The 25,833-nt window shown below is 67.1% G+C and carries 27 protein-coding genes; 11 read left to right on the top strand and 16 right to left on the bottom strand.

What is annotated here, in order from left to right; translation table 11 throughout:
- Both glcF and N5C88_RS08755 read right to left on the bottom strand, forming a co-directional pair.
- Positions 1 to 1,368 (bottom strand): glycolate oxidase subunit GlcF, encoded by a 1,368-nt coding sequence (gene glcF, locus N5C88_RS08760; protein ID WP_280015173.1) that lies wholly within the window; start codon positions 1,366 to 1,368, stop codon positions 1 to 3.
- Between the two features lie 107 nt (positions 1,369 to 1,475).
- Positions 1,476 to 2,432, bottom strand: coding sequence for a helix-turn-helix domain-containing protein (locus N5C88_RS08755; RefSeq protein ID WP_280015172.1), 957 nt, complete (start codon positions 2,430 to 2,432; stop codon positions 1,476 to 1,478).
- A gap of 147 nt (positions 2,433 to 2,579) precedes the next feature.
- Here N5C88_RS08755 and N5C88_RS08750 point away from each other — a divergent pair, with 147 nt between their 5' ends.
- Positions 2,580 to 3,545 carry a tripartite tricarboxylate transporter substrate binding protein gene (locus tag N5C88_RS08750; protein ID WP_059371836.1) on the top strand — a complete coding sequence of 322 codons (966 nt, stop codon included), beginning with the start codon at positions 2,580 to 2,582 and terminating at the stop codon, positions 3,543 to 3,545.
- Positions 3,546 to 3,561: 16 nt separating this feature from the next.
- On the opposite strand, the gene N5C88_RS08745 is transcribed toward N5C88_RS08750, so the two are convergent.
- Complete coding sequence (locus N5C88_RS08745) at positions 3,562 to 4,350, bottom strand: IclR family transcriptional regulator (protein WP_280015171.1); 789 nt, start codon at positions 4,348 to 4,350, stop codon at positions 3,562 to 3,564.
- Positions 4,351 to 4,511: 161 nt separating this feature from the next.
- Between N5C88_RS08745 and N5C88_RS08740 the strand changes: the two genes are divergently transcribed.
- From N5C88_RS08740 to N5C88_RS08720, 5 genes are all read left to right on the top strand, one after another.
- Complete coding sequence (locus tag N5C88_RS08740; RefSeq protein WP_280015222.1) at positions 4,512 to 5,450, top strand: tripartite tricarboxylate transporter substrate binding protein; 939 nt, start codon at positions 4,512 to 4,514, stop codon at positions 5,448 to 5,450.
- A gap of 20 nt (positions 5,451 to 5,470) precedes the next feature.
- Complete coding sequence (locus N5C88_RS08735; RefSeq protein WP_280015170.1) at positions 5,471 to 6,691, top strand: CoA transferase; 1,221 nt, start codon at positions 5,471 to 5,473, stop codon at positions 6,689 to 6,691.
- The gene (locus N5C88_RS08730) at positions 6,688 to 7,440 is read left to right on the top strand and encodes an enoyl-CoA hydratase/isomerase family protein (protein WP_280015169.1); all 753 of its coding nucleotides are present in this window, start codon (positions 6,688 to 6,690) and stop codon (positions 7,438 to 7,440) included. Before N5C88_RS08735 ends, N5C88_RS08730 begins: the two co-directional genes overlap by 4 nt.
- Positions 7,441 to 7,451: 11 nt before the next feature.
- A complete protein-coding gene (locus tag N5C88_RS08725; protein WP_280015168.1) occupies positions 7,452 to 8,429 on the top strand; it encodes a tripartite tricarboxylate transporter substrate binding protein in 978 nt (325 codons plus the stop codon).
- A gap of 323 nt (positions 8,430 to 8,752) precedes the next feature.
- A complete protein-coding gene (locus N5C88_RS08720; protein WP_280015167.1) occupies positions 8,753 to 9,676 on the top strand; it encodes a class I SAM-dependent methyltransferase in 924 nt (307 codons plus the stop codon).
- Between the two features lie 297 nt (positions 9,677 to 9,973).
- Here N5C88_RS08720 and N5C88_RS08715 read toward each other — a convergent pair whose 3' ends face one another.
- From N5C88_RS08715 to N5C88_RS08700, 4 genes are all read right to left on the bottom strand, one after another.
- The gene (locus N5C88_RS08715) at positions 9,974 to 10,579 is read right to left on the bottom strand and encodes a hypothetical protein (RefSeq protein WP_118934887.1); all 606 of its coding nucleotides are present in this window, start codon (positions 10,577 to 10,579) and stop codon (positions 9,974 to 9,976) included.
- A 64-nt stretch (positions 10,580 to 10,643) separates the two neighbouring features.
- Complete coding sequence (locus tag N5C88_RS08710) at positions 10,644 to 11,762, bottom strand: glycosyltransferase family 4 protein (RefSeq protein WP_280015166.1); 1,119 nt, start codon at positions 11,760 to 11,762, stop codon at positions 10,644 to 10,646.
- Positions 11,737 to 12,693, bottom strand: coding sequence for a glycosyltransferase family 9 protein (locus N5C88_RS08705; RefSeq protein ID WP_280015165.1), 957 nt, complete (start codon positions 12,691 to 12,693; stop codon positions 11,737 to 11,739). Before N5C88_RS08705 ends, N5C88_RS08710 begins: the two co-directional genes overlap by 26 nt.
- 183 nt (positions 12,694 to 12,876) lie before the next feature.
- On the bottom strand, positions 12,877 to 13,227 hold the full coding sequence (locus N5C88_RS08700) for a hypothetical protein (protein ID WP_118934893.1): 351 nt from the start codon (positions 13,225 to 13,227) through the stop codon (positions 12,877 to 12,879).
- A gap of 261 nt (positions 13,228 to 13,488) precedes the next feature.
- On the opposite strand from N5C88_RS08700, the gene N5C88_RS08695 reads away from it, so the two are divergent.
- From N5C88_RS08695 to N5C88_RS08675, 5 genes are all read left to right on the top strand, one after another.
- Positions 13,489 to 13,887: a PRC-barrel domain-containing protein gene (locus tag N5C88_RS08695; RefSeq protein ID WP_059371844.1), complete on the top strand. Its 399-nt coding sequence runs from the start codon at positions 13,489 to 13,491 to the stop codon at positions 13,885 to 13,887.
- 80 nt (positions 13,888 to 13,967) lie between these two features.
- Positions 13,968 to 15,293, top strand: coding sequence for a hypothetical protein (locus N5C88_RS08690; RefSeq protein ID WP_280015164.1), 1,326 nt, complete (start codon positions 13,968 to 13,970; stop codon positions 15,291 to 15,293).
- A complete protein-coding gene (locus N5C88_RS08685; RefSeq protein WP_280015163.1) occupies positions 15,281 to 15,778 on the top strand; it encodes a hypothetical protein in 498 nt (165 codons plus the stop codon). The genes N5C88_RS08690 and N5C88_RS08685 overlap by 13 nt, the downstream gene beginning before the upstream one ends.
- A 5-nt stretch (positions 15,779 to 15,783) precedes the next feature.
- Positions 15,784 to 15,999 carry a hypothetical protein gene (locus tag N5C88_RS08680; protein WP_251881400.1) on the top strand — a complete coding sequence of 72 codons (216 nt, stop codon included), beginning with the start codon at positions 15,784 to 15,786 and terminating at the stop codon, positions 15,997 to 15,999.
- A 42-nt stretch (positions 16,000 to 16,041) separates the two neighbouring features.
- A complete protein-coding gene (locus N5C88_RS08675) occupies positions 16,042 to 16,248 on the top strand; it encodes a hypothetical protein (RefSeq protein WP_059371847.1) in 207 nt (68 codons plus the stop codon).
- Positions 16,249 to 16,251: 3 nt separating this feature from the next.
- Here N5C88_RS08675 and N5C88_RS08670 read toward each other — a convergent pair whose 3' ends face one another.
- The 9 genes from N5C88_RS08670 to N5C88_RS08630 all read right to left on the bottom strand — a co-directional run bounded on the left by N5C88_RS08670 (position 16,252) and on the right by N5C88_RS08630 (position 25,773).
- On the bottom strand, positions 16,252 to 16,485 hold the full coding sequence (locus tag N5C88_RS08670) for a hypothetical protein (protein ID WP_059371848.1): 234 nt from the start codon (positions 16,483 to 16,485) through the stop codon (positions 16,252 to 16,254).
- A gap of 94 nt (positions 16,486 to 16,579) precedes the next feature.
- The gene (locus N5C88_RS08665; RefSeq protein WP_251881407.1) at positions 16,580 to 17,140 is read right to left on the bottom strand and encodes a DUF4142 domain-containing protein; all 561 of its coding nucleotides are present in this window, start codon (positions 17,138 to 17,140) and stop codon (positions 16,580 to 16,582) included.
- Positions 17,141 to 17,226: 86 nt separating this feature from the next.
- Positions 17,227 to 17,373 carry a hypothetical protein gene (locus N5C88_RS08660; protein WP_280015161.1) on the bottom strand — a complete coding sequence of 49 codons (147 nt, stop codon included), beginning with the start codon at positions 17,371 to 17,373 and terminating at the stop codon, positions 17,227 to 17,229.
- 102 nt (positions 17,374 to 17,475) lie between these two features.
- On the bottom strand, positions 17,476 to 18,594 hold the full coding sequence (locus N5C88_RS08655) for an FAD-binding oxidoreductase (protein ID WP_280015160.1): 1,119 nt from the start codon (positions 18,592 to 18,594) through the stop codon (positions 17,476 to 17,478).
- Positions 18,591 to 19,979 (bottom strand): FAD/NAD(P)-binding oxidoreductase, encoded by a 1,389-nt coding sequence (locus tag N5C88_RS08650; protein WP_280015159.1) that lies wholly within the window; start codon positions 19,977 to 19,979, stop codon positions 18,591 to 18,593. Before N5C88_RS08650 ends, N5C88_RS08655 begins: the two co-directional genes overlap by 4 nt.
- Positions 19,970 to 20,272 carry a (2Fe-2S)-binding protein gene (locus N5C88_RS08645; protein WP_059371851.1) on the bottom strand — a complete coding sequence of 101 codons (303 nt, stop codon included), beginning with the start codon at positions 20,270 to 20,272 and terminating at the stop codon, positions 19,970 to 19,972. Before N5C88_RS08645 ends, N5C88_RS08650 begins: the two co-directional genes overlap by 10 nt.
- Complete coding sequence (locus N5C88_RS08640) at positions 20,269 to 21,954, bottom strand: thiamine pyrophosphate-dependent enzyme (RefSeq protein ID WP_059371852.1); 1,686 nt, start codon at positions 21,952 to 21,954, stop codon at positions 20,269 to 20,271. Before N5C88_RS08640 ends, N5C88_RS08645 begins: the two co-directional genes overlap by 4 nt.
- Positions 21,951 to 23,687, bottom strand: a complete 1,737-nt coding sequence (locus N5C88_RS08635) for a hydantoinase B/oxoprolinase family protein (RefSeq protein ID WP_280015158.1) — start codon at positions 23,685 to 23,687, stop codon at positions 21,951 to 21,953. The genes N5C88_RS08640 and N5C88_RS08635 overlap by 4 nt, the downstream gene beginning before the upstream one ends.
- A gap of 10 nt (positions 23,688 to 23,697) precedes the next feature.
- On the bottom strand, positions 23,698 to 25,773 hold the full coding sequence (locus tag N5C88_RS08630; RefSeq protein ID WP_280015157.1) for a hydantoinase/oxoprolinase family protein: 2,076 nt from the start codon (positions 25,771 to 25,773) through the stop codon (positions 23,698 to 23,700).
- Positions 25,774 to 25,833: the final 60 nt, after the last annotated feature.

The raw sequence follows: 25,833 nt of genomic DNA, 5'->3' as shown, positions 1-25,833 counted from the left end.
TCACCACAGAAGATCGCCGCTGCCGGCGGTTGTCGGAACCGGCGTGGCCGCCGGCGTTGGAGCGTCGGCCGCCGCCTGCGGCGGCTTGGGCCGGTAGTTTTCGAGACCGCGGGGGGGCGGGCCGCCGGTGGCCCAGTCCAGCAGCTGCACCGTGTGCGCCACTGGCACGGGCGTGAAGCGCGAGATCTGCACCAGGCATCCCATGTTGCCGGCGGCGATCACGTCAGGCCGGCCGGCCGAGGCGTGGGCCGCCTTGCGTTGTCCCAGGCGGTCCGAGATGGCCGGCTCCAGGATGTTGTAGGTCCCGGCCGAGCCGCAGCACAGATGCGATTCCGCGATATCGCGCACCTCCATGTCCAGCTTGCCCAGCGCGCGGCGCGGCGGCCGTTCGATCTTCAGGCCATGCTTGAGTGAACAGGAGTCGTGATAGGAAACGGCCAGGCCTGACGCCGAGCCGGTGGATGTCAACGGCAGGCCGGCGGCGATCTGCGAGATGTCCTGGGTGGCCTCGACCACGAGGCGCGCCTGCGCCGACAGTTCGGGGCGGTCGGAAAGCAGTTCCTCATAGCGTTTGATAACGGAACCGCAGCCCGAGGTGGTGCTGATGATGGCGTCGATATGCCCGGCCTGCAGCACGGCCGACCAGCTGCGGACGGCTTGTTCCATGTGCCGGGTGGCGGCCTCGCGCCGTCCCATGTGCAGTTCGAGCGCGCCACAGCATTGCACGCCGGGCACGTCGACGACGGCGATGCCGGCGCGTATGAGCAGGCGCTTGGCCGAGGCGTTGATCTCGGCGCCGAGCACCGACTGGGCGCAGCCGTCCAGCAGCGCCACGCGGCGCGTGGGGTTGGCGGGCGGCTGTGGAGCGGCTTCGGCGCGCGGCGCAAACGCCGCGAGTGCGGGGGCGCTGGATAGGGAGGCCAACGCGCCCAACGGCCCGCCCAGGCGGCCGGCGGCGCCGCGCAGCAACCGGCCCGCGGCCGCGGCGGGGCGCAGCAGCGTGGGGGTCGTCAGTACCCGGGCCAGCGCCGAGCGCAGCAGGCGCTGCGTCAGCGGGCGGACCTTGCTCTTCTCGATATGCTCGCGCGCGCCGTCGATGATGGCGTGATACGAGACGCCGGCCGCGCAAGTGGTTTCGCACGAGAGGCACGACAGGCAGCGGTCCAGGTGGCGCACGGCGGCCGGGCTGGGCGCAGCGCCGCTGTCCAGCATCTCGCGCGCCAGGGCGATCCGGCCGCGCGGTGAATCCAGCTCTTCGCCATCGAGCACGTAGGTAGGACAGACCGCGGTGCAGAAGCCGAAATGCACGCAGCTCTCGGCGGCGGCGCGGACCGCATCGGGGCGGTGAATGGTGATGGTCTTGGGCATGGTGCGACGTAAGCTTGCCGGCCAGGGCCGGGATGAAGCTCATTCTGCCGCCAGGCGCTGCGCGGGGCTGTGCCCAGCGCGTCAGCGGACGCCGCCCACGGCGTCAGTCAGCCGCGGGTCTGCCCCTGCTTGAGCAGATTTACGGGCAACTCGCCGTATCGCTCGGAGAAGCGCCGCGTGAAGTGGGAGAGATTATTGAAGCCGCAGGCGAAGGCCGCCTCGCTGACCGTGCGGGTCTTGCCAGCCGCCAGCAGCTCATGCGCGAGCGTCAGGCGGGCCTGCACCACGTAGGCTTCGAACGACGAGGCGGCATGCCGCGCGAACAGGCGGTGCAGGGTGCGGACCGATATGCGGCAGGCTGCGGCCACCATCGCGGGCGACAGGTCCGGGTTGGCGATCGCCGTATCGATGTGGCGCTTCACGCCGACGAAGCTCAGTTCGGTGGACGGGGGCGCCGCGGCGTCCGCCAGGGATGCGCAATGCAACGAGACGATCTCGATGACGGCATCCAGCAGCGTGTCGACGGTGCGGTCCTGCAGTTTGACCGTCGTATCGGTCAGCAGGCGCATGGCTTCGGTGAGCACGGGCGCGAACGGCATGTCGGCCGGCAGGCTGGCCGGCGCGCGCAGCCGCCGCATGCCCGGGGCGCGCGCGCTCAAGGCGTGGCGCGGCAGCAGGACCAGCCGGCGCGAGGTCGTTTCCGGAAACGTGATGTCGAACGCGGATCCGGTGTCGAGCAGCCCGAATTCTCCGGGCCGCAGGCACAACTGCTCGTCGCCCTGGGACATCAAGGCGCTGCCCTGCAATTGCAGGCTGAGCATGATGTGATCGCCATTGAGACGGCTGACTTGCCGCTGGGAACGCCGGATCATGTGCGGGGAACTCGCGAAGTTCACGAGCCGGACTCCCGCGCGGTTCTGGCTGGACATGGTGCCTGCGAATCCGGCGTCGGGTTCGGCGCGGAATTCGGAGTCGAGCACACCGGCGCAGACCGCATCCTGCCAGAACGCCAGGGCGTGCTGGCCGTGATCGTGGGTGCTCCAGTTGTGCCATTCAGGCGCCATTTCGGCTCCGGGGTCCGTTGCGTGCTGTCGCTGCCAGCGGCATCGGCTGGCACGTTGGGTCGTGCCCAATGTAGCGAGGCAGGGGAGAATGGGCCATCCGTGCATTCCCCAGTAACGGCGCACTGAGTTCAACGTATGGAGCGTGGCATGAAACGGTTTCTATCTTTGTGGGCAGGTGCAGTGCTCGCGTTGTCGGCTTTCAGTGTCGCGGCGCAAGAGTATCCGGCGCGGCCCGTGCGCATGATCGTGGGCTTCGCGCCTGGCGGCGGCAACGATATCCTGGCCCGCCTGATGGCCGAGCAGTTGCAGCGCCGGCTGGGCCAGCCCTTCATCGTGGAGAACCGGCCGGGCGCCAGCGGCGCCATTGCCATCGGCGCCGTCAAGCGGGCCGAGGCCGACGGCTACACCTTGCTGGTGGGACCGAGCAGCGGCATGACCGTCAATCCGGCCATCTACAACAACCTGGACTACGACCCGGTCGCCGATTTCGCGCCGATCTCCCTTGTCGGGGACATTCCCATGATCCTGACCGTCAAGGCTGAAAGCTCGGCGCGCTCGGTGGCCGATCTGGTTGCTCAGGGCAAGAATAGCGGCAAGCCGCTGTTCGCAGGCTCGGGCGCCAACTCCTTCCAGCTCGCCACCGGACTCTTCGCCAAGCGCGTCGGCCTGGAGGCGGAGGTGGTCAACTACAAAGGGAATTCCGCCGTGGTTGCGGCCTTGTTGGCCAATGAGATCGACTTTGCGCTGATCGACACCGCGGCCGTGCTGCCCCAGATCCGCAGCGGCCGGTTGAAAGCGCTGGCCGTCACGGGGGCGAAGCGTTTTACCTTGTTGCCCGACGTGCCCACCGTCGCGGAGTCCGGCGCACCGGATTTCGCAATGTCGTTCTGGTCGTCCCTGTACGCGCCGGCGGGCACGCCGCAGGCCGTCATCGACAAGTTGCAGAACACCGTATCCGCCGCCGTGAGAGAGCCCGCCGTGGCCGACCGCTTGCTGGAGCTGGGCATCGATCCCGTAGGCAGCGCGCCGCAAGTCCTGGCCGACACCATGGCCAGGGAGATTCCGATGTATGCCGCGGCCGCCAAGGAGGCGAACCTGTCGCCAGTGCAGTAGCGGGGCCAGCTACGCCTCAATTTCCGTCCAGAAAGCCCTTCAGGCTGTCGAGTTCGCGCCGCAGCAGACGCGCAGTTTCGGCCTGGCGCGCGATGGGCATGCGATCCGTGATGGCGCTTACGCTCATGGCCAGTACCGGCGCGCCGTCGGCGCGGGTCAGCGCGCAGCCCACCCCCAGGGCGCCGCTGACCGCGTAATTCTGCATGACCGAGTAGCCGCGCTGGCGCGTATTGATGCGCAGGCGGTCGATCATTTCGGCGCTTATGCCGCCGTATTCCTCGAGCCGTGACGAATTGGCCTTCACCACCCTGCGGGCTTCGGCATCCGGCAGAGCGGCCAGCAACGCCATCCCCGCTGACCCGACACCCAGTGGGTGCCGCTTGCCGGCATGGCTGGCGAGGATCTGCATCGGGTAGTCGCCTATCTCGCGGTGTATGCCGACGGAGTCGGTGCCATCCCGGCCGATAAGGAATACCGCATCGCCCAGCTGGCGGGCCAGCCTGCGCATTCCTTCGACAGCCGCAACGATGAGGTCCTGGCTGACGTCGGGCGGAGTCCACTGTCTTGCCTGGAGCCGGTCGGCATCCTCGCCCGCGAAGAAGCGTTTGCCGGCTTTGTTCCGACGCACCCAGCCGCTGGCCTCCAGCGCCAGAAACAGACGTTGCACATTGACCCGGTCCAGGCCCGTGCGGGTCGCGACTTCGGTCGCCCCGAGCCCGGCGGGCGCGACGGTCCGCAACAGGCTGAGCACGTTCAAACCCTTGAGCAAGCTACGGGGGCCGGAGGTGGTGGAGTCTGTTTGCATATTTCTGGCTACGTCTATGTGTGCTGTATGTGTACACATTCTATATAGAAGTTGTGCATTTTACGTACTATCCGATTCCACCAAATCAAACCAAGGAGACAACGATGCAGAAGTCCTGGAGCCGTTTGCTGCGGCGGCCGGTGGTGGTCAGCAGTCTGGCCATGGCATTGGGTGTGTGCGGATTCATGAGCCAGGCCCGGGCGGCCTATCCGGATCGCGCGATCACGCTGCAAGTGGGTTTCGCCGCGGGCGGCCCCACCGATGCCATGGCGCGGACGATTGCGTCGGAGATCGGCGCGGAGCTGAAGCAGACGGTTGTGGTGGAGAACAAGCCGGGGGCCGGCAGCAATATCGCCGCCGCGCAGGTCGCCCGCGCCAAGCCGGACGGCTATACGCTGCTGATGGTGGCCGTCACCAGCGCCATCAACCAGACGCTTTACGACAAGCCCGGCTTCAATCTCGTAACGGATTTCGAGCCAGTGGGGCTGGTAGGAAAAATCCCGAGCGTGCTGGTGGTGAATCCGAAGCTGCCGGTGCACAGCGTGCAGGAGCTGGTGGCTTACGCGAAAGCCCATCCCGATACGCTGACGTTCGGCTCCTCGGGCAACGGCACTTCGATCCATATCGCGGGCGAGATGTTCAAGCGCGCCGCCGGTATCGAAGTCACCCATGTGCCGTACCGCGGCAGCGCCCCGGCGGGCGTGGCAGTCATGGCCGGGCAGGTTTCCTACATGTTCGACAACGTGCCGACCGTGTGGCCCTTCGTCTCGACGGACCGCATGCGTGCGTTGGCGGTGACGACCAAGGAGCGCATCGCCTCGGCTCCCCAGTTGCCCACCATGGCCGAATCCGGCTTTCCGGACTTCGACGTGTCGTCCTGGTACGGATTGATTGCCCCTGCGCATACGCCGCCGGAAGTCATACGCGTGCTGGACCAGGCGTTGCAGAAGGTGTTGGCCCGGGCGGACTTCCAGGAGCGCATGAAAGGTCTGGGCGTCATCCTCCAGCCGGGCACGCCCGGATCGTTTGGCACGTTCATGAAAGCGGAAGTCGAGCGCTGGGCGCCCATCGTCAAGGCTTCCGGCGCGAGCAACGAATGAAGCGCGAGGTTCAGAACAATATGTCTTGCACAATCGGCAAGTCGGCCCTGGACGGGGTCGTGGTCCTGGATGTGTCGCGCGTGCTGGCCGGCCCCTTTGCCGCGCAGATGCTGGGCGATCATGGCGCCGACGTCATCAAGCTGGAGTCGTACGACGGCGATGACACGCGGGGCTATGGACCGCCGTTCGTCGATGGCGACGCGCCTTACTATGTGGGCCTGAACCGCAACAAGCAGGACCTGGCCGTGGATCTGTCCAGCCCGGCCGGCCGCGACGTCCTGTTCAAGTTGCTGGAGCAGGTGGATGTGTTGGTGGAGAACTTCAAGCTCAGCACCTGGCGCAAGTGGGGCATAGACGATCCGGCGTCCCTGGCGCGCCGTTTTCCCAGGTTGATTCATTGCCGGATATCCGGATTTGGGGAAGCGGGAGAGCTGGGCGGCCTGCCGGGCTACGACGCCGCGGTGCAGGCTATGTCGGGCCTGATGTCGATCAATGGCGATCCGGCCCTGGATCCCGTGCGTATCGGCATCCCGCTGGTAGATACCTCCACCGGCATGAATGCGGTCATCGGGGTGTTGCTGGCCCTGTACGAGCGGGAAAAATCCGGGCTGGGGCAGTCGATGGAGGTGACGCTGTTCGACACCGCGCTCGGCATGTTGCATCCGCATACCTCCAATGCGCTCAACGGCGGCAGGTCGGCGCGCACAGGAAATGGACATCCCAATATCGTGCCCTATGACCTGTATCCGACGCGCGGGGGAAAACTGTTCGTGGCCGTCGGCAACGACCGGCAGTTTGCACGCTTGTGCGAAGTGATAGGCAGACCGGAGCTGGCGGCCGACGAGCGCTTTCGCCGCAACAGCGACCGCGTGATCAACCGGGACGCGTTGCGCGATGCCTTGTCCGAGCGGCTGGCCGGTTTCGACAGCCAGGAGCTATTCCATCAATTGATGGACCTGGGCGTGCCTTGCGCGCCCATGTTGAGCGTGGAGCAGGCGCTGGCGTTGGAGCATACCGCCACCCGGCAGATGTCCGCTGCCCTGGGTAAGTACCGCGTCACGGGCATCCCGATCAAGCTGGAACGAACGCCTGGCGCATTGCGCCTGCCGCCGCCAGGTATCGGCGAACACAGCGAGGAAATCATGCAGCGCTTCGGCTTCAGCGATGCGCAGATCCGCGCCGCGCAAGCGGCCGGCGCGGTGCGTCAGGCACAAGCACTACAACCCGGGGAACCACAATGATCAAGATAGAAGAATCGGACCGCCTGGCGGTGGTCACCTACGACCGCGGCGAGCGCCGCAATGCGCTGTCGCTGCAGGCCATGGATGCGCTCATCGACGTGGCGCATCGCTACCAGTCGCGCGTCGACATAACGGCCATTGTGCTGGCGGGAAGCGCGCAGGGATTTTCGGCGGGCGTGGATCTGAAGGACCCGCAGCGTTGGGCGATCGAGGAGAAGTCGCTGGACGAGCGCCGCTACCTGGCCGCGACCGGCGCCCGCATGTGCAAGGCGTGGGAGAGCCTGCCGCAGCTCACCATTGCTGCTATCGAAGGCTTCAATGTGGGCGGCGGCATTGCGCTGACCCTGGCGTGCGATTGGCGCGTCATGGCGGACAACGCCTTTCTCTTTGTGCCGGAAGTCCAGATCGGCATTCCGCTGGTATGGCATACCGTGCCGCGGCTTGTAAACATGGTGGGCGCGTCGCGCGCCAAGCAGATCATGATGCTGGGTGAGCGCATGCCCGCTGCCACGGCGCTGGAATGGGGCTTGGCGGATTGGCTGGCGCCAGCGGGCACGACGCTGGAACGCGCCACCGCGCTGGCTCGCCAGGTGGCGAAGTCGCCGTCGCACGTGATCAAGATGAGCAAGGAAAGCGTTAATGCCCACGCCCATGCCCTGAACTTCGTCAGCACCTATATGGACGTGGACCAGGCGCTGGTATGCGGGCAGAGCGCCGAAGCGCGCTTGGCGCGCGAGAAATTCATATAGAGGGGGTAATCATGCACAAGAAAAAACTAATGATGCTGCTGCCGCTCATGTTGTTCGGCGCGGCGGGCGCGGCGCGCGCGCAATGGCCGGAACGGCCGCTCACCTGGATCGTGCCTTTCTCCGCAGGCGGTCCGATGGACATCGTTTCCCGGCCCGTCGCCAAGAAAATGGGCGATATCCTGGGGCAGCCTGTCGTCGTCGAGAACCGCACGGGCGCGGGGGGAGCCTTGGGGGCGGACTACATCGCGCGCGCCAGGCCTGACGGCTACGTCATCGGGATTGGCAGCGTAGGCACCCAGACCATCGTGCCGAACGTCGCCAAGTCGGCCAAGTACGACCCCGTTGATTCCTTTTCCAACATCGGCTTGCTGGGGCGCTACACCAATGTGCTGCTGGTCAGCGCCCAGGCGCCGGTTGCCTCGGTGGCCGATCTGGTCACGCAGGCGCGGCAGCCCGGCGCCAATGTCACCTTCGGTTCGGCCGGCTACGGCTCGTCCAACCATCTTTCCGGCGAACTGTTGCGCGCGCTGACTGGCGCGGCCATGACGCACATCCCCTATCGCGGCAGCGCGCCTGCCTTGACGGACCTGCTGGCGGGCAACACCACTTTCATGTTCGACACCTTCAACACCGCGATGTCGCGTATCCAGGCCGGAAATCTGCGTCCGTTGGCCGTCACCAGTCCGAAGCGCTCGCCGTTTCTGCCTGACGTGCCGACCATGGACGAGGCCGGCGTCGGCGGCTATTCGGCAGCGGGCGGCGAGCTATGGTGGGGAGTGGTGGGGCCGGCGGGCATACCCCCGCCGGTCATGGATCGCTTGAACGCCGCGTTGCGGGAGGCGCTGGCGTCGCCGGACGTGCAGAAGCAGCTGAAAGACCAGTATGTCGAGATCTGGAGCAGCACGCCCGAAGAATTCACTGCGGTGGTGCGCGCCAGCTATCAAAACTGGAGCAAGTTGGTGAAGGACGCAAAGATCGAGGCGGAATAGGTCGGGGAGGGTTGCCGTGTCCATCGAGAGGGCGGGCGGCAGCCCGTTCGAGGAGAGCCTCGACTGCTTGGCTGCGCTTAGCGTGACGGCCATGGATCGTACACCGCAGCTTGTGGCTTGCACGAAGTATGGGTGGGGTGACCAGACACGCTTTCTCACAGAATTAGGCCTTATCGAGGCCCACTAGTGACAGATGCCGACACGACGGCCTATATAATCCCGCAAGATAGACAGGGCATCTACTAGGATTGCTGGTGCGAGGTGCCGCATGACGGTTCTCCTACAGGGTGCAGCCAACGGTACCATTAGATCGGGGATTTCAAGTGGACGGCCAACAACTTTCGCAGTTCATCTCGGACGCACAGCAGGCCGTATGGGCGTCCAGAGAAGTCCGGGAGCAACTACAGAAGAATCAAGTCGCCGTGATTCCGGCCAACTTCTATTCGAATATTCCGTCTTTGGAAGAGATTTCCGAATCGTTCGAATACGGAGACGAGAGCGCCCCTCCTTATTTGGATTCGGGGATTTTTAACTCTCTGAGCTTGCGAGATGAGTTGATCAGTCTGGCTGATCACTCCGTCGACTTCGACCCGCCCAAGGATGGTGACGTCGAGAATCCCAGGGCTTTCTTCTGGGGCAATGACCAGTTCCCATTCATTGACGGAATGGCATACCATGCCGTTCTGCGCAAACTCAAGCCGCGGAATGTGGTTGAAATCGGCAGCGGCTTTTCTTCCTTGGTGGCCATCGAAGCGCTTCGGCTGAATGGCTCCGGCAAGCTTACCTGCATTGAACCGTTTCCTAGGCGCTTCCTGGAAGATCGTGCGAAGAAGGGCGAGATCAACCTTGTTCAGCAGAAGGCCCAGAAGTTCGGGGATCTGAACGATCTTCTGGAAGATGGCGACGTGCTGTTCATCGACTCCACCCATACGGTGAAGATCGGTAGCGATTGCTTGCATCTGTATCTGCGCCTCTTGCCCAAGATCAAGCGCAGGATCTGGGTGCATGTGCATGACATCTTCCTGCCTTTCGGCATGCCGGCAGACTGGGCGCGCGATCTGCACATCTATTGGACCGAGCAATACTTGTTGCTGGCATTCCTGCTGGATAATCCCAAGGCGACGGTGAAGTTTGGCGCGAAGTATCACGAGCATGTTGATAGGGAACTTCTGGAGCGAACTTTCATGCATGGGCGCTCCCCTTCGAACGGCGGTAGTCTCTGGTTCGAGTACGACGGCACCAAATAGCGCACTAACCATAAAATGAGAGCGGGCGCGACGGCCTTAGGGCTATCTCACCTGGGCCTTCCAGGCGTGAGGTCGGGCGGCGGGCCTCTCCTGCAGCACCAGATCTATCACCATGATGCTGAGGCAGCCTTCGCGCGACGTTGGAGATATTTCGACCCCCAACTGTGGGGTGTATATGTCGCCTCTTTTCTTGCCGAACTGAAACCAGCTCTAAACAGCTAGGTTTCGGCCACGCTATGCGCGGTTCGGGCGTCTGAGCGGAATCAGTCGTCAAAATCCGCCACGCCCGCGCCTTACCTACTGGCTGAACTCAAACACATAACTATTCGCCGACCCCGCCGCGCGGTTGTACAGCGGACACCAGCCATTGACCGGGGTCACTTCGCAATAGCGGTTGCGGCCATACACCTGGGCGATCTTCCAGTCCTGGGTCTTGTCGGCGCGTTCCAGCAGGTACTGCATGCGCACGCCTCGCTCCTTGCGGTCGCGCTCGTCGTTGTCCACCGGAAAGCCGGGCGTGGAGGGCGTGGTGTTGCGGATCTGGGCGACTACGAAGGCGCGCGTGTCGGATTGGACGTCGACGTTGACGACGCTGCGCTCGTAGGTGTCGACGCTGCATTTCTGGTCGGCGTTCTGCCAGGTTTGCAACGGCGCGGTGCTCAGGGAGTCTTCGGCGGCGTTGAACGGGCGGTACAGCTCGACCAGTTCCTTGCAGGCGGTGGCGGTGTAGCGGCCATGCGCGTCGCGCACCTGCCACCAGGATTTCACCGCCGCTTCCGGGGTGTTGGCGGCCAGCTGCAGTTGCGGCGTGGCGGCTTGAAGCCGTTCCCAGGGTGTTTCTTCCTGCTTGGAGCAACCCGTCAAGGCGATTGCCAGAACGAGCAATAGGGCGGGCTTGGTCACGGTACTGAATCGGGTAAACAAATCGGGGGCACCATGATACCCCTTCCGCCGCGGCGCTCCTGCGTCAAGCGGGACGCAACGCCCGCTTGTACGCTTCCAAGGTGCTGAACATCTTGCCCGCGAGCCGGAAATTGGCGTCGGCGTAGGTCCGGGCGTTGTCGATCACGGCTGCGGTTTGCGCGGGATCGCCGCGGATCTGCATGATGCGGTCTGTGTAGCCTGCGACGTCGCCCGGCGCGGCCAGCCAACCGGTCTGGCCCGGCGTGACGATTTCCGGCAATCCGCCGACATCGCTGGCGACCACCGGGCGGCGCGCGGCAAACGACTCGGGCACGACGCGTGACCAGGCTTCGGTGGCCGAAGGCACCAGCACCACGTCGGCGGCGCGGATCATCTCCGCAACATTGTTGCGATGACCAGCGAACACCACATGCTCGGAGATGCCCAGGTCGACGGTCAATTGGTGCAGCGCATAGGCATAGGGCTTGGTGCTGGCCGTGGGCATGCCGACCACCAGCGCGATGGCGGGCAGGCCCAGGCCGCGCAGCCGCTGCACCACGCGCAACAGGTCGGCCTGGCCTTTCTCGGGACGCAGCATGCCTATGGTGGCGATGACCCAGGCGTTGTCGGGGGCTCGGATGCCCAAGGCCTGCCGGGTGCGCAGGCGTGACTGCGGCGTGTCGGCGGATTGGAAGAATTCGTCGGCGGCCCATTCTCCCACCACGCTGATCCGCTGCGCGCGGGCCAGGCGCGCCGCGACGATTTCCTGCTTGCCCAGCAGGCTGGTCGCGATGACGTGGTCGCAGCCGATTTTCCATTCCAGCCGCCGCCGTGGAGAGGAGGGCATGGGCTTGGCGAAGTGGCGCGTCCTGACGACGGCGCACAGGTCGCGGCACAGCGCAGCGGTCTTGCCGTCCGCGCGACTGTGGCTGTCGATCAGGTCGATGCGCAGCGTCTTGACCGCGCGCCGCAGCTTCAGGACCGTGGCCGGCGAGTAGGCGGCGTCGAAGTCCATGTCCACCGCGCGCAGGCCGCGCTGCCGCGCCTCGCGCCCGATTTCGCTGTCCGCCGGAGCGGCGATCGCCACTTCGTAGCCATGGCGCTGCAGCCATGCCGATTGCTCGAGGACGCGGAATTCCAGCCCGCCCAGGCTGCGCTCAGCCAGCGTATGCAGGATGCGCATGATGCTCCAGGACTTTGCGGCAGGCGCCCAGCACGTCGTCGGGCGTGACGGAATTGATGCCGTCGCGGGGATGGCGGGGCACGACCGCGGCGGAGTAGGGGCGGTCCCAGAACCATTCCGGATTGGACTCGTTGAAGACGCCCACGTAGGGCACGCAGGCGCCCTGGGCGATATGCGACGGGCCGCAATCGTTGGCCACGATCAGGCGCGCACGCAGCATGAGGGCGCTGAGCTCCGGCACCGAGCGGCAGTAGGCGATGGAAAACTCAGGACGCCGCATGGCTTCGAGCTGGTCGCGTTCGATGACTTCCTGTTCTCCCAGCACGAACAGGAAGCGGGTGTCCTGGCCCAGCAGCAGCTTTAGCCTTTCGGCCAGGCGCAGATAGTTCAGCAGGCTCCAGCGTTTGAACGCGCCGGAGCCGCCGCCAGGGATCAGGACCACGTCGGCCCCTGGTCCCTCGTGCCGATGCGGGTGGGCTAGTGTCTGGAAGCAACGGCGCGCCGCGGCCTCGGCGTCGAACTGCCGGTACGACGCCAGCAGCCGGAGATTCGCCAAGCCGATGTACTCGGCAAGGCTCTTGCGATGGGAGTGCGTCCAGGCCAGGTCGCTCATTCGCGCGTTGTGAAAGCCGAACCGCAAGGCGGGCCGGCGCAGCAGGTTGATCAGGCCGAAGCGTTCGCTGCTGTGGTGCAGGCTGACGCAAACGGGGGTGTGCTTCTTGAGCGTGCGCAGATAGTCGCCGAACGTGGCGGCCCGGACAAACTCGTCGACCCAGGGCAGGCCCCGGTAGAAGCCGGCGAGGTCGTCGCGGGCGACCACCCGGATCCGCCTCGAGGCCCACCAGGTTTTCAGTTGATAGAGCGCCGGCAGGGCGACGATCTGGTCGCCCAGCTGGGGCTGGCTTCTGACATATACGACGACTTCCGACATGGGCAACCTCGTTTGCACGGCAGTTTTCTTGGAGTCCGCAGACTGCTGCCGCGCAATGTATCGATCCTGTCGAATGAATCTTTCCGAGGTCTTTTAAGGAATGTGAAGAAGCTGCCGGACGTGGTTAACACAACTAAACAACTACATCCTTCTGCGGTTTCGGTTCACGTCGTCGTTGCGCGGCTACTTGGAGCCGCCGGAGTTCGGATAGCCCGGAGGCGGCGTAGCGCCGCCGCCCTTGGTGCTGGGCACGTTGTCATTGGCCTCGCGGTGGCGGCCCTGCTTGTCGGTCTTGTGCATGTCGGACCGGGCGTGATCGCCCTTGTTCAGGTTGGGCGGGGTGGTCGGCGTGTTCGGCGTCGCATTCGGCGCGGGCGGCTTCTGTCCGGGCGGCACGGGCTGGTTGGGGGGCACGGCGGTGCCGTCGTTCGGCGTGTTGGACGGCGAGGTGGGCATGGCGGACTGCGCCAGCGCACCGGCCGAAGCCAGTCCGGCGGACAAGGCCAGTGCGTAGGTGAAGGCTCGGAATTTCATGAGTACGCTCCTATGTGAGATAGCGGGATGCGATCCGCAAGCGCCATGCCCGGGCTGAGCCGCCGGGGAGAGCGTCACAAGAGCCGGAAAAAAATGCCGATCGGTGGAATATCTGCGCGCAAGCGCTGCAGTTGGCTTCGCGCCAGATGTTCAGGGGGCGGTGGGCACGACGCTTGCTGGATGGGGCAGTCCGGATCGGCGCACGAGACGCCGCCGTTGCCGGAGTTCAACGTGGGGATAGGCCCCGCACAGGAGAAACGCATGGAGCATCAAACCAATATTGTTGGCGGACCCAAAAGTTCGGCGACGGGCCCGGGCCCTGAAGTCATGGCCGCGGACACCCTGGAGGGCAACGACGTCGTCAACGCCGCGGGAGAAGGGCTGGGATCCATCAAGGACATCATGATCGACGTGCCGCGCGGACGAGTCGCGTATGCGGTGCTGTCGCGCGGCGGCATCCTGGGGATGGGCGACAAGCTCTTTGCCATTCCCTGGGCGGCATTGACCCTGGACACGGACCGCAAGTGCTTCATTCTGAACGTGGACAAGGAGGTGTTGAAGAACGCGCCGGGGTTCGACAAGGACGACTGGCCCAGGATGGCGGACGAAAGCTGGGCGCTCAGCGTGCACAAGTACTACAACCAGGATCCGTACTGGTAACGCGCAGCTTTGAAGGGCGGCCCCGAGCCGCCCTTTTTCAGTCATCCCGTTCTTTCCCTGCCGGTCGGCCGGCTTTTCCTATGCACACCCCTCTTAGCCACGATGCCGGCCTGGCGCTACGCTCGGTCAAGTTTTCGGGAAAACACGCAGGCCGGCGGACTCCCGTTGCCCTGCGCCGCGAGGCGGCGGGGCTCAACGGATTCAGCTTCCAGGCGGCGGCCGAGTTGGTAGCGCGGGTCCGGCATCGTATCGACCAGGCGGAAAGCGAAAACTGGATGGCGCGCCTGTGGCAACGCGACGCCACGCTGTGGACGGGGACCGATGAGGATCGCTGGCTGGGCTGGCTGCAGCCGGGCATGGCGCCCCGGGCGCTCGGCCGCATGACGGCAATCTGCCGCAGGTTGTGCGTGGCCGGGTTCTCGGATGCGGTGTTGCTGGGCATGGGTGGCGCCAGCCTCGGCGCCGAGGCGCTGGCCCGCACGCTGGGCGTGGCCAGCGGAGGCTTGCGCCTGCACGTGCTGGACTCGACCGACGTAGCCCAGGTGCGCGCGGTGCAGTCCGCGGTGGATATCACGCGTTGCCTGTTTGTCGTCTGCAGCAAGTCCGGATCGACCCTGGAATCGCGCATGCTCGCTGCCTACTTCCATGAACAGGTGGCGCGGCGGCTTGGACGGCAGGAAGCGGGGCAGCGCTTTGTCGCCATTACCGATCCTGGGTCTCCGATGCTGGACCGCGCACGGGCGGACGGTTATGCCGCCGTCTTCGAGGGCGAGCCGTCCGTGGGCGGGCGCTACTCCGTGCTGTCGCCCTTCGGACTGGTCGCGCTGGCGCTGCTGGGGCACGATCCCGCGGCATTCCTGCGCAGCGCCCGCCCCATGGTGCGGGCATGCGCGGCGCAGGCCCAGGCGAGCGCCAATCCGGGGTTGCTTCTGGGTGCGCTGCTGGGCGAGGCCGCATTGGACGGCCGCAACAAGTCACCATCCTGGCCGCGCCCGGGCTGGAATACGTGGGGTGTTGGCTCGAGCAATTGCTGGCCGAATCCACCGGCAAGAATGGGCGGGGCATCATCCCTGTCGCCCACGAGCCGGCCGGGGATGCGTGCGATTATGGCCGCGACCGCATGTTCGTCCACCTTGCGCACAGCGATACGCCTGGCGCGGACCTGGACACGCGTATGCGGCGGCTGGCGGCTGTGGGATTCCCGGTGGTGCGTTGCGAGCTGCCGTCAGCCCAGTCGCTGGGCCAGGAGTTCTTTCGTTGGGAAATGGCCACCGCCGTGGCCGCCGCCGTGCTGCGCGTCAACCCGTTCGATCAGCCGGACGTCGAAGCCAGCAAGGCGCGCACGCAGGCGCTGGCGGCGCGTCACGAAGCCGGCATCGGGGGAGCCGATCCTATGCCCCGGCTAGTCGAAGGCGCGCTGGCCTTCCATGGCGAGGCCCAGGGGGCGACCGCGATCGAGCTGCTGGCGTCGTACTTTGCGGGAATGGACCAGGGCGACTACGTGTCGCTGCTGGCCTATGTCGCACGGAATCCGGTCCACGAGGCGCGCCTCGCCGCGATGCGCTGCCGGCTGCGCCAGGCGACTGGGGTTGCAACCATGGGCGGGTTCGGTCCGCGCTACCTGCATTCCATAGGCCAGTTGCACAAAGGCGGCCCCGCGGGCGGACGATTCCTGTTCATTACCGCGGACGCCGGGGAGGAGCTGCAAGCGCCCGGCCACGCCCTGGGCTTCGCCGCCATGCAGCGCGCGCAGGCCTTGGGCGACATGGAGGAGTTGGCCTCGCGGGGCCGGCCGTGCTTGCGCGTACACATCGCGGGGCCGGTGGAGGCAGGACTCTCCCGCCTTGCTGCGCTGCTGGACCGCGCGTTGGTCTCAATGGTCGTCAGCTAGCCGCCTTGCTCGTCGCCGCCCTGTCGGGCGGGCGCGGCCAGGGCATGATGGAGGTCGACCTCGACTGCCCGGTCGAGCCGCAGGACCGGTTGAAGCGTCGGCAGCACGAACTCAAGATGCTGGGCGTTGCTTACGCTGCAGGACAGTGGGGCGCCGATCCAGAGGAAAGCCGCAACGCAGCAATTGCCGTGCCGCACGCATGCGGGCACGTGGTTTGCTGATGGCGATGTGGCGGCATTCCGTCCGCCTTCAGGAGCAGCGTCATGGACAAGTTCGACCGCGATACGACGGCGGCACCCGCCGAGATCTTGAGTGAAGGTGAACAGAGGGCGCGGCGCACGCTCGAAGCTGCGCGGCGCTTGCTGGACCCGCAGGCGGAACCTGCCGCCGCCGTCTCTTCAGTTGAGGCGGAACTCCAGCGCTACGTCAGGCAGGCGTACCACAGGCGCTCATACGGCGCCTATGGTTGAGCGTTACGGCTGCGGGTCGTCCCAGACTGACGTGTGCCGATACTGTTCGGCGCGCGCCAGCGTGCGGTAAAAATCCGCGCCGACCCGTATCAGCCTTTCCAGTTCCTCCGGCCGCAGCATGGGCTGCAGCGCGATCAGGCATTCGGCATAGTTGGCCAATACTTCCGGCCATTCATGGAAGTCCCGGTCGACCGCTGGCGTGGCGATCATTTGTGCCAATAGTTCCTCGCGATCCATAAGCGTATTCCGCAGCAAGCGTACTGGTTGCAGATGCACCTGCAGGTATGCGCATCTGTTCCTACGCGGGTATCGAAAACCCGGGGAATGGCTCCTACTTCTTGGCGGCGTCCATGCGTTGCTGCATGCTTGTCGCCATTTCCAGGTGCTGCTGTAGCACCGGCAGGGTCTCGATTGCGAATTGCTTGACGTCGGGATCCTTCACATCGTTCGAGGCTTTCTCGAAGAGCTTCACCGCGTCCTGGTGCGCGGATACGCCGATCTCGTCCACATAGGCCTTGTCGAAGCTGTCGTCGCGCAAGCCCAGCGCCTTCAGTTTGGCCTGCTGGACCAGCGATGGCTCGGTCGGCGCCTGGTAGCCCTTGCCTTGCGCGAGCGTGGCCAGCTGTTGGCCGGCCTTGCCGTGGTCATCGATCATTTTCTGGGCAAATGCCTTCACGTCGGGGTCGCGGGCTTTCTCCAGGGCGAGCTTGCTGCCGGCGACTTCGAGATTGCCGGCCTGGGCTGCGTTCTCCAGGAAGTCGCGGTCGGCGCTGTCCAATTTCGCTTCCGCGGCCGAGGGGCGCGCGGCGGGCGCCGTCTGCGCCTGCGCTGCAGGAGCCGCAGCCCATGTCAGCGAGGCGAGGACCGTGGCGGTCAGATAGCGGATTTTCATGGAAACCTCCAGATAGGGGCGCAGGGCGCCATTTGAGTGGGAAGCCAGCATCCAGCAGCAATCGCTGTTCCCGCCCGTCGGCGGCTTCAGAGGGGCTTGGGCTTGCCCGTCAGTTCGGCGTAGGTCGCCGGCGCGGCGTCGGCCTGGCCAGTCTTGAAGACCCGGGCATAGCACTGCGTGCCGGCAGGAATCTCATCGTCGACCGCGTCGGTGACGCCCGTAGTTGTCGGCAAAGCTGCTGTGCTGGATCACGCCCAGGCAGGTTTCAGCCTGTATGGTGTTGGACCGCAGTCGGGCGTCTTCAGCAACGCCTCCCGCCTGCGCGGCGGTGGCGATCACGCCTGCGCTGCCTCCCAGCGGCTGGCCGAGAACTTCTCCGCCATCATCAAACTGCCGTACCCCATTGCCATTTCGGCGATGACTTCGCCCACCGCGGGCGCGATCTGAAAGCCCCCGCCCGAGAAGCCGAAAGCATGCAGCAGCCGCGGCACCCTGGGGCTGAAGCCGATGACCGGGTTCTTGTCGCTGAAATAGCCTTCGATGCCGGACCAGCAGCGGATCACGCTGGCGCAGGCCAGCGCGGGCAAGACGGATGGAGCCGTACGGCCGAGTTCGGCGAGCGCGGCGCGACCCGGCCGGCTGCGGTCTCCCGGCAGCGCGCTGCCGTAGCCGCCGCCCATGACCACATTGCCGCGCGCGACCTGGCGGGCGTAGAAGCCGCCGCCTTCCACGCCCAACGACACGCCGATCTGGGGTGTGAGCGGCTCGGTGACCAGCATGGTCGGATACTTGACCTGCAGGGGCAGGTCGTCGCCGAACCAACGGGCTACCGCCGCGCCCCAGGCGCCAGCCGCATTGATGACGGTGTCGGCGTGTACGCGCCGGCCGTCGGCGGCAGTCAGCAGGAAGCCGCTACCCTGGGTGTCCGCCTGCGTGATGGCGCAATGTTCGAGCAAGCTGGCGCCGGCGCGCGCGGCGGCATGGGCGAAGGCGGGCGCGACCAGGCGCGGATTGGCCTGGCCGTCTTCCGGACATAGCGAGCCACCGGCAATGCCCGGACCCAGCGCGGGAAAGCGGCGGCGCAGCTCGGCGGCGTCGATGATCTCCAGGCCCAGGTCGAAGTCGCCGACCTTGTCGCGGTAGGCACAAAGCTTGTCCAGGTCGGCCTCGGAGCGCGCCAGCTTCAGGTGGCCGCTGCGCACGTATTCCGCATCGGTGCCGATGAGGTCCGGCAGGCGGGACCAGATGCCGTGCGCGCGCTGCGCCAGGTACAGCTGTTCGATCGAACGTCCCTGCCTGCGCACGCCGCCGAAGTTGACGCCGCTGGCGCGTGCGCCGCTTGCGCCGCTGTCGATCAGCGCGGTGGCGATGCCCATGCGGCGCAGCGCCAGGGCGGCGCTGGTGCCCACCAGGCCGGCGCCGATGATGGCGACTTCCGTATGCAGCGGGTTCATGGTTCCACCTTGCCGAGCATGGACAGGTTCAGCGGCTTGACCGGCGCCTGGCCGCGCAAGCGGCCTATGTCCGCCAAGGCCAGTCCACGGCAGTTGGCCAGCAGTTCGGCCGCCCCCGACTGGCACATGCGCCCCTGGCACAGGCCCATGCCGATGCGCGTCAGCGCCTTCAAGCGGTTGAGATCGTCGATGGCGTATTGCGCGGCCGCGGTGCGCAATGTGCCGGCGCGCACTTCCTCGCAGCGGCAGACCATGACGGAGTCGTCGCAGGCGGCATCCGCGCCGGGCAGGGGAAAGGCCCGATCCAGGCCGCGCCGGAATTGCGCCCAGCGCGCCTGGCGGCGGGCCAGCCACTGCACCCTGGCGGCGCTGACGGCGATGCCGCTGTCTGCCAGCATGGCCAGCGCGGCGCGTTCCCCCGCAAGCTCGGCCAGGATGGCGCCGCCTATGCCTGCGCCGTCGCCGGCCAAGTAGACGCCGGCCTCCGAGCTGCGGCCTTCGGGATCGCGGCGCGGCAGCCAGGCGCGCTGGGCCGTGTCGAATTCAAAGGCGCAGTCCAGCAGGTCGGCAAGCTGCGTTTCCGCGCGCAGTCCGTGGCCGATTGCCAGTGCGTCGCAAGCAATGGCGCGCTGCTTGCCGCCCAGGGTCGCGAGCGCGCGCTCGACGCGGCCTGCGCCCTCGGCCGCATCCAGCCTTGCGCCGTGGTGCACCGGCACGCCGCGGGCGCGCAGCCAGCCCAGGTAGTACATGCCCTTGGCCAGCATGCCGGGCTGGCTCAGCAGTGCCGGCGCGGCGCGGACCTGGCTGCCTGGCGGCGCGCAGTCCAGCACCGCCTGCACCTGGGCGCCGGCGCGCGCATATTGGTAGGCGACCAGGTAGAGCAGGGGGCCGGTGCCGGCGAACACGATGCGTGGCCCAAACGTACAGCCCTGGCTCTTCAGCGCGATCTGCGCGCCGCCCAGCGTATAGACGCCGGGCAGTGTCCAGCCCGGGAAGGGCAGGACGCGGTCGGTGGCGCCGGTGGCAAGCAGCAGCCGTGAGTAGGGCAGGGTTTCCAGTTCGCCGTGGCGGACCAGGTCCAGGCTGCCCGGGGCGGCATTCCACACCGCGGTGGCGGCGCGGTAGTCTGCTCGGGCAGCTAGGTCCGCGCCCGCCGCGTGGATGGCTTGCGCGCGCTTCCATTCGAAGCCATAGCGCTGGCGCGCGGAGCCGCGAGGAGCCGCGCCTTGGCGATAGATCTGGCCGCCAGGCAAGGCGGCTTCGTCCACGATCACCGGGCGCACGCCGTGGCGCAGCAGCGTCTGCGCGGCGCGCACGCCCGCAGGACCGGCGCCCACCACCACCATGCGCGGCGCGCCATCGGCGCCGGGAGGGTTCACTTGCATGCGAGTTCTCCGGGCTGGGCGCTGACCAGTTCCATGCCGTCTGCGACCGCGGTGGAGCAGGCGCGCAGGCGTGCTCCGTCCGCCGTCTGCACCCAGCAATCCTGGCAGGCGCCCATCAGGCAGAAGCCGGCGCGCGGCGCGCCTTCGCCCAAGGTGACGCGCAATTGCTGCGCGGCAAGCAGCAACGCCGTCAGCACGGTGTCGCCCTCATGGGCTTGCAGCGCCAACCCGTTCCAGGTCAGGCGCAACGGCGCCGAGGCAGGTAGCGAGACGCGGCGCAGCAGCGGTTTCATGCGGCGGTCTCCGCGCGGCGCAGCTGGGACAGAGTGCGGTCTGGCAGGATGATGTCTGCGTCGTAGCGCAGCTCCACGATGGCCGGCATGCGATGCTCCCGGGCATATGCCAGCGCGGCGTCATAGGCCGGCGCGAAATCCTCCGTGCGCTCGACCGCGGCGCCGTAGCCGCCATAACTTTGCGCCAGCCGCGCGAAATCGGGGTTGACCAGTTCCGTCGCCAGGGCGCGTCCGGGATAGGCGCGTTCCTGATGCAGGCGGATGGTACCGAACAGGCCGTTGTTGAAGACCAGCACCACAATGCCCAACCGATACTGGGCCGCGGTGGCCAGCTCCTGCATGGTCATCTGGAAACAGCCGTCGCCGGCGAAGCAGACCACGGCTGCGTTGCGGTCGCGCAGCTTGGCCGCGATGGCCGCAGGCAGGCCGTAGCCCATCGCGCCGACGGCGGGCGCAAGTTGGCTGCCCGGTCCTTTGAAGGCGATGTGCCGGTGCGCGTAGAGCGCGTAGTTGCCCGCGCCCACTGTGACGCAGGAATGCCGCGGCAGCGTGGCCGCGACGTGGCGCGCCGCCGCGTTCAGGTCCAGCGGGCCGGGCGTGGGCGGCAGCGCAGGCGCCGCGGCGGCCGCTACAGCGCCGCGGCGGCGCGGCTGCCAGCCCGGCGTCGGCTCCAGTCCCGCGGCGGCCCGGGCGAAACCGTCCACACTGGCGACCATGCCCAGCGCCGGCGTGCACAGCCGCCCGATCTCGTTGGCGTCCGGGTGGATATGGATCAACGTCTGGCGCGGCGTGGGCGAAGCCAGCCACTCATAGTTGATGGTTGTCGGCTCGCACAGGCGGGTGCCCAGCGCGATGACGAGGTCGCTGTCCATGACGGCGCGTTTCTGGTGCGCGGGCATGCTGGCGCTGACCTGGCCGACGAAATTGGGATGGTCGTTGTCGAACAGCTCCAGGCGGCGCCAGGCGGTGGCTACTGGCAGGTCGAAGCGCAGGGCGAAGTCGCGCATGGCCTCGCGCGCGGCTTGCGGCCAGCGCGAGCCGCCCAGCAGCAGCAAGGGCCGCTCTGCCGCTTCCAGCAATTCACGCAGGCGCAGCATGTCGGCGTCGGCCGGACGGGCGCAGGGCGGCTGTGGCGCGGCGGCCAGGGCCACGTCGGCGACGCCGGACAGCATGTCTTCGGGCAGGGAGAGGACCACCGGTCCTGGGCGTCCGCCCGTGGCGATCGCCCAGGCGCGCGCCAGGTATTCGGGAATGCGGTCGGCCCGCTCGATCTGCGCGACCCATTTCGCCAGCGGCGCGTACATGGCGCGGTAGTCCACCTCCTGGAAACACTGGCGGTCGGCGGTGTCGCCGCCGACCTGGCCGATGAACAGGATCATGGGCGTGGAGTCTTCCCTTGCCGTGTGCACGCCGATCGCCGCATTGGTGGCGCCCGGGCCGCGCGAGACGAAGCAGATGCCCGGCTGGCCGGTCAGCTTGCCATGCGCTTCGGCCATGTAGGCGGCGCCGCCTTCCTGGCGGCAGACCACCGCTTCGATCGCGTCGCGCCGGGCATAGAGCGCGTCGATGCAAGGCAGGAAGCTCTCGCCCGGCACCATGAACACGCGTTCCACGCCATAGGCCTGCAGCTGCGCGACCAGCAGTTCGCCGCCGCTGCGGGAGGCAGGGGCCGGCGCGCTCATGCCGCGTCTCCTTGCAGCGCCAGCGCCACGCGTTCCGCGCCATAGTCGCGTTCGGCCGCGGTCCGGCTGACCTTGCCGCCCAGCACGTCGTTGCGGATGGCGGCCGCGCTACGGTCAGCGGGCGCGCCGTAGCCGCCGCCGCCGGGCGTTTCCAGGCGCACGGACTGGCCGCTGGCCAAGCCGTGGCCGGCGATCTTGTTGGGCAGGCGCTGCTCGTCGGCGCGGCCGGGGTTCTGGATCACGCGCGAGGTGCCTCCCGTCAGGCCGCCGTTCAGGCCGGCCGCGCCGAACAACGCGGCGTCGCAGCGGATGGTGCAGACCAGCTGGTCATGCAGCGAACGGATCTGGCGCGCGATGCCCATGCCGCCGCGATGGCGGCCCGCGCCGCCGCTGTCGTTGACCAGCGCGTACTCCTCGACCAGCAGCGGGTACTCGATCTCCAGCGCCTCGGCGGGCAGGTTGGAGGTATTGGTCACGTGTACCTGGATGCCGTCCATGCCGTCGCCCTGCGCGCGTCCACCCGCGCCGCCGCCCAGTGTTTCCAGGTAGACGAAGGTGCCCTTGCCGTCCTGCATGGGCACGGAGAACAGCATGGAAGGCATGACATCGTTGCACGAGGCCATGGCGCGGTCTGGCGGCAACAGCTGGCCCAGTGCGCCGATCACCGTGCCGGCCACGCGCTGCGCGGTGGTGACGCGCGCGCCCACCGCCGCCGGAAAGCGCGGGTTGGTAATGGTGCCCTCGGGGGCGGTGATGGTGATGGGCTGGAACAGGCCGTTGTTGGGCATGAGCTCGGGATCGAGCATGGCCTTCACCGCGAAGTAGACGCTGGCGTTCAGGGCGCTGGCGGGCAGGTTGAAGGCGCCGCGCGCCTGCTTGCTGGTTCCGGTGAAATCGACATGGAGCTGGCCGTCGCGCGCCTCGACGTTGGCCTGGATGGTGACGGGATCGCCGCCCATGCCGTCGTCGTCCATGCGCTCGGTGAAGGTATAGGTGCCAGCCGGCAGTTGCGCGATGCGGTTGCGCAGGCGTCTCTCGGTATACAGCATGATGCTGTCGATGGCGGACAGCAGGATCTCCAGACCGGACTGCTGCACCAGTTCCAGCATCAGCCTGGCGCCCTTGTCGTTGGTGGCGATCTGGGCGCGGATATCGTGCATCCGGTTGTCCGGTTCGCGCGTGTTGTGCGCGATCATCTCCAGCAGGTCCATGTCCAGCTCGCCCTCGCGCACGATGCGCATGGCCGGCAGGCGGATGCCTTCCTCCCACACCGTCTTCAGGTGGTGCGAGGTCGAGCCGGGAACGGCGCCGCCGACGTCGGTGTGGTGGCCGATGTTGGCCGCGAAGAAGCGCAGCACGCCCTCGTGGAAGATGGGGGTGATGACGGTGATGTCGGGCGCATGCGTACCGCCCGCCAGATAGGCGTCGTTGCACAGGAACGCATCACCCGGGCGCACGCCGGCCGCGCCGTAGCGCCGCAGCACGGCGTCTATGCCGCCGGACAGCGATCCCAGATGCACCGGCACGTGGGCCGCCTGCGCCACCAGGCGGCCGGCGGCGTCGAATAGCGCCACGGAGCAGTCCTTGCGTTCCTTGATGTTGGTGGAAAAGGACGAGCGGATCAGCGTATTGCCCATTTCCTCGGTGATGGACAGCAGGCGGTTGCTGAAGACCTCCATTTCGATGGGGTCGAAGGTGTCCGTGCCGACGGCGGAAGTCGATCGATTGGTCATGGCGTACGCCTTAGCTGTTGAGGTTGACGACGAGGTTGCCGTATTCGTCGGCGCGCGCCTGCTGGCCCGGCAGCACGACGGTGGTCGAGCTCATTTCCTCGATCACGGCCGGCCCGTCCAGGGGCACGCCCACCGGCAGGAGGGCGCGGCGCAGGATGGGCGTGTCCACCCATCCCTCCCCTTCGAAGTACACGTTGCGGCGTTCCTTCAAGGCGCCGGCCACGCTTTCGCCGCCTTGCACGCGGGCCACGGGCGCGCGCGGCACCAGGCCGGTGGCGCGCACGCGGCAATTGACGATCTCCACCGGACGGCCGGCGGCGTCATAGCCATACTCGCGCACGTGCGCCGCGCTGAATGCCGCCACGAACGCATCCAGCGGCATCAGTTGCATGCCGTCCAGCGGCACGGCGATCTCGAAGTTCTGGCCCTGGTAGCGTGCGTCGATCACGGCGGACAGGCGCTGCTCCGAGTCGCCCACGCCTTCGCTGGACAGCCAGGCGCGCGCCTTGCCGGCCAGGGCTTCCAGCGCCTGCCGCACGGCGGTCCAGCCGTTCGCGGTGGCGTGCGCCATCAGCGTCTGCACGAAGTCCATGGAAATGTCGGACAGCAGGATGCCGCGCGCGCACATGGTGCCGGGTTCTTGCGGGATCAGCAGGGTGCCGATGCCGCAATCGCGCGCCAGTTCGGCGGCATGCAGGCCGCCCGCGCCGCCAAAGGCGCAGAGGGCAAACTTGCGGATGTCGTGACCCCGTTCGGTGGAGACCGCGCGCACCGCACGCGCCATGTTGGAGTTGGCGATGCGCAGAATGCCGTAGGCGGCTTCCTCCACGCTCAGCCCCAGCGGGCGGGCGATCTGCGCCTCCAGCGCCTCGCGCGCCTGGCGCGCATGCACGGCCATGCGGCCTTCCAACAGCGCGACCGGGTTCAGTCGGCCCAGCACGACGTGGGCGTCGGTGATGGTCACGACCTGGCCGCCGCGGTTGTAGGCGATGGGACCAGGGACCGCGCCCGCGCTCTGCGGGCCGACCTTCAGCGCGCCCGCGTCGTCGATGCGCGCGATGCTGCCTCCGCCCGCGCCGATGACGTGCACGTCCACCATCTGGGTCTTGACCGGATAGTCGGCCACCAGGCGGCTGGAGGTGAACAGCGGCCGCAGCTCGGCCACCAGCGACACGTCGGTGCTGGTGCCGCCCACGTCGAAGGTGATCAGGTTGGGCAGGCCCGCCACGCGGCCGAGTTCGGTGGCGCCGATCACGCCAGCGGCCGGGCCCGACACGCAGGTGCGCACCGGCGCCGTCAGCACCGATTCCACGGACATCAGGCCGCCGTTGGAATGCACCGTGGTCGGCTCGGCCGCCACGCCCATGGCGCGTACCGAACTGACCAGGCTGCGCATGTAGCCGGCCATGCGCGGGCCGACATAGGCGTTGAGCGCAGTGGTGGACATGCGCTCGTACTCGCGGAACTCCGGCAGAATTTCGCTGGAAACGCTCAGGTAGACGCCCGGCAGGTGCTCGGCCAGGATGTCGCGGGTGCGGCGTTCGTGCGCATCGTTGCGGTAGCTGTGCATGAAGCAGATGGCGACCGATTCGACGCGGGCTGCGGCCAGCTCGCGCGCCACTGCCACCACCTCGTCTTCGTCCAGCGCCTGCAGCACCGAACCATCCGCGCCGACGCGTTCAGTCACTTCGAAGCGCCACTCGCGCGGCGCCAGCGGCTGCGGCTTGGTGACGTTGTAGTCGTAGAGATGGGGGCGTGTCTGCCGGCCGATCTCCAGCACGTCGCGAAAGCCGCGCGTGGTGACCAGCGCGCAGCGCGAACCCCTGCGCTCGATGACCATGTTGGTGGCCACCGTGGTGCCGTGGCCCACGTGCGCGAGTTCGGAGCCGGCGATCTCGTGTTCGCGGATCAGATGGGCCAGGCCCGTCTGGATGGCCTCGGCCGGATCGTGCGGCGTGGAGGGCACCTTGAAATAGTGCAGTTCACCGGAGTGCTCGGCAAGCAGGGTGAAATCGGTGAACGTGCCGCCTACGTCGAAGCCGACGCGAAAACGGCGGGCGCCCGGGGCGGATGCGGTCTGGGTCACGCTGGTCTCCAGGATGCTGGCGCACAAGGCGCCGGGAGTGGGATGACCAGAATGCTATTG

The sequence above is a fragment of the Achromobacter sp. GD03932 genome, assembly GCF_029839485.1.
GTDB classification, from domain to species: domain Bacteria; phylum Pseudomonadota; class Gammaproteobacteria; order Burkholderiales; family Burkholderiaceae_B; genus Achromobacter; species Achromobacter bronchisepticus_A.
This window is presented reverse-complemented; position numbering and strand designations above follow the sequence as displayed.

Bases quoted from the DNA above. Each gene is read 5' to 3' on its own strand.
- glcF (WP_280015173.1), bottom strand. From the start codon at position 1,368: ATGCCCAAGACCATCACCATTCACCGCCCCGATGCGGTCCGCGCCGCC.
- N5C88_RS08755 (WP_280015172.1), bottom strand. From the start codon at position 2,432: ATGGCGCCTGAATGGCACAACTGGAGCACCCACGATCACGGCCAGCAC.
- N5C88_RS08750 (WP_059371836.1), top strand. From the start codon at position 2,580: ATGAAACGGTTTCTATCTTTGTGGGCAGGTGCAGTGCTCGCGTTGTCG.
- N5C88_RS08745 (WP_280015171.1), bottom strand. From the start codon at position 4,350: ATGCAAACAGACTCCACCACCTCCGGCCCCCGTAGCTTGCTCAAGGGT.
- N5C88_RS08740 (WP_280015222.1), top strand. From the start codon at position 4,512: ATGGCATTGGGTGTGTGCGGATTCATGAGCCAGGCCCGGGCGGCCTAT.
- N5C88_RS08735 (WP_280015170.1), top strand. From the start codon at position 5,471: ATGTCTTGCACAATCGGCAAGTCGGCCCTGGACGGGGTCGTGGTCCTG.
- N5C88_RS08730 (WP_280015169.1), top strand. From the start codon at position 6,688: ATGATCAAGATAGAAGAATCGGACCGCCTGGCGGTGGTCACCTACGAC.
- N5C88_RS08725 (WP_280015168.1), top strand. From the start codon at position 7,452: ATGCACAAGAAAAAACTAATGATGCTGCTGCCGCTCATGTTGTTCGGC.
- N5C88_RS08710 (WP_280015166.1), bottom strand. From the start codon at position 11,762: ATGCGCATCCTGCATACGCTGGCTGAGCGCAGCCTGGGCGGGCTGGAA.
- N5C88_RS08705 (WP_280015165.1), bottom strand. From the start codon at position 12,693: ATGTCGGAAGTCGTCGTATATGTCAGAAGCCAGCCCCAGCTGGGCGAC.
- N5C88_RS08700 (WP_118934893.1), bottom strand. From the start codon at position 13,227: ATGAAATTCCGAGCCTTCACCTACGCACTGGCCTTGTCCGCCGGACTG.
- N5C88_RS08695 (WP_059371844.1), top strand. From the start codon at position 13,489: ATGGAGCATCAAACCAATATTGTTGGCGGACCCAAAAGTTCGGCGACG.
- N5C88_RS08690 (WP_280015164.1), top strand. From the start codon at position 13,968: ATGCACACCCCTCTTAGCCACGATGCCGGCCTGGCGCTACGCTCGGTC.
- N5C88_RS08685 (WP_280015163.1), top strand. From the start codon at position 15,281: ATGCCCCGGCTAGTCGAAGGCGCGCTGGCCTTCCATGGCGAGGCCCAG.
- N5C88_RS08675 (WP_059371847.1), top strand. From the start codon at position 16,042: ATGGACAAGTTCGACCGCGATACGACGGCGGCACCCGCCGAGATCTTG.
- N5C88_RS08670 (WP_059371848.1), bottom strand. From the start codon at position 16,485: ATGGATCGCGAGGAACTATTGGCACAAATGATCGCCACGCCAGCGGTC.
- N5C88_RS08665 (WP_251881407.1), bottom strand. From the start codon at position 17,140: ATGAAAATCCGCTATCTGACCGCCACGGTCCTCGCCTCGCTGACATGG.
- N5C88_RS08655 (WP_280015160.1), bottom strand. From the start codon at position 18,594: ATGAACCCGCTGCATACGGAAGTCGCCATCATCGGCGCCGGCCTGGTG.
- N5C88_RS08650 (WP_280015159.1), bottom strand. From the start codon at position 19,979: ATGCAAGTGAACCCTCCCGGCGCCGATGGCGCGCCGCGCATGGTGGTG.
- N5C88_RS08645 (WP_059371851.1), bottom strand. From the start codon at position 20,272: ATGAAACCGCTGCTGCGCCGCGTCTCGCTACCTGCCTCGGCGCCGTTG.
- N5C88_RS08640 (WP_059371852.1), bottom strand. From the start codon at position 21,954: ATGAGCGCGCCGGCCCCTGCCTCCCGCAGCGGCGGCGAACTGCTGGTC.
- N5C88_RS08635 (WP_280015158.1), bottom strand. From the start codon at position 23,687: ATGACCAATCGATCGACTTCCGCCGTCGGCACGGACACCTTCGACCCC.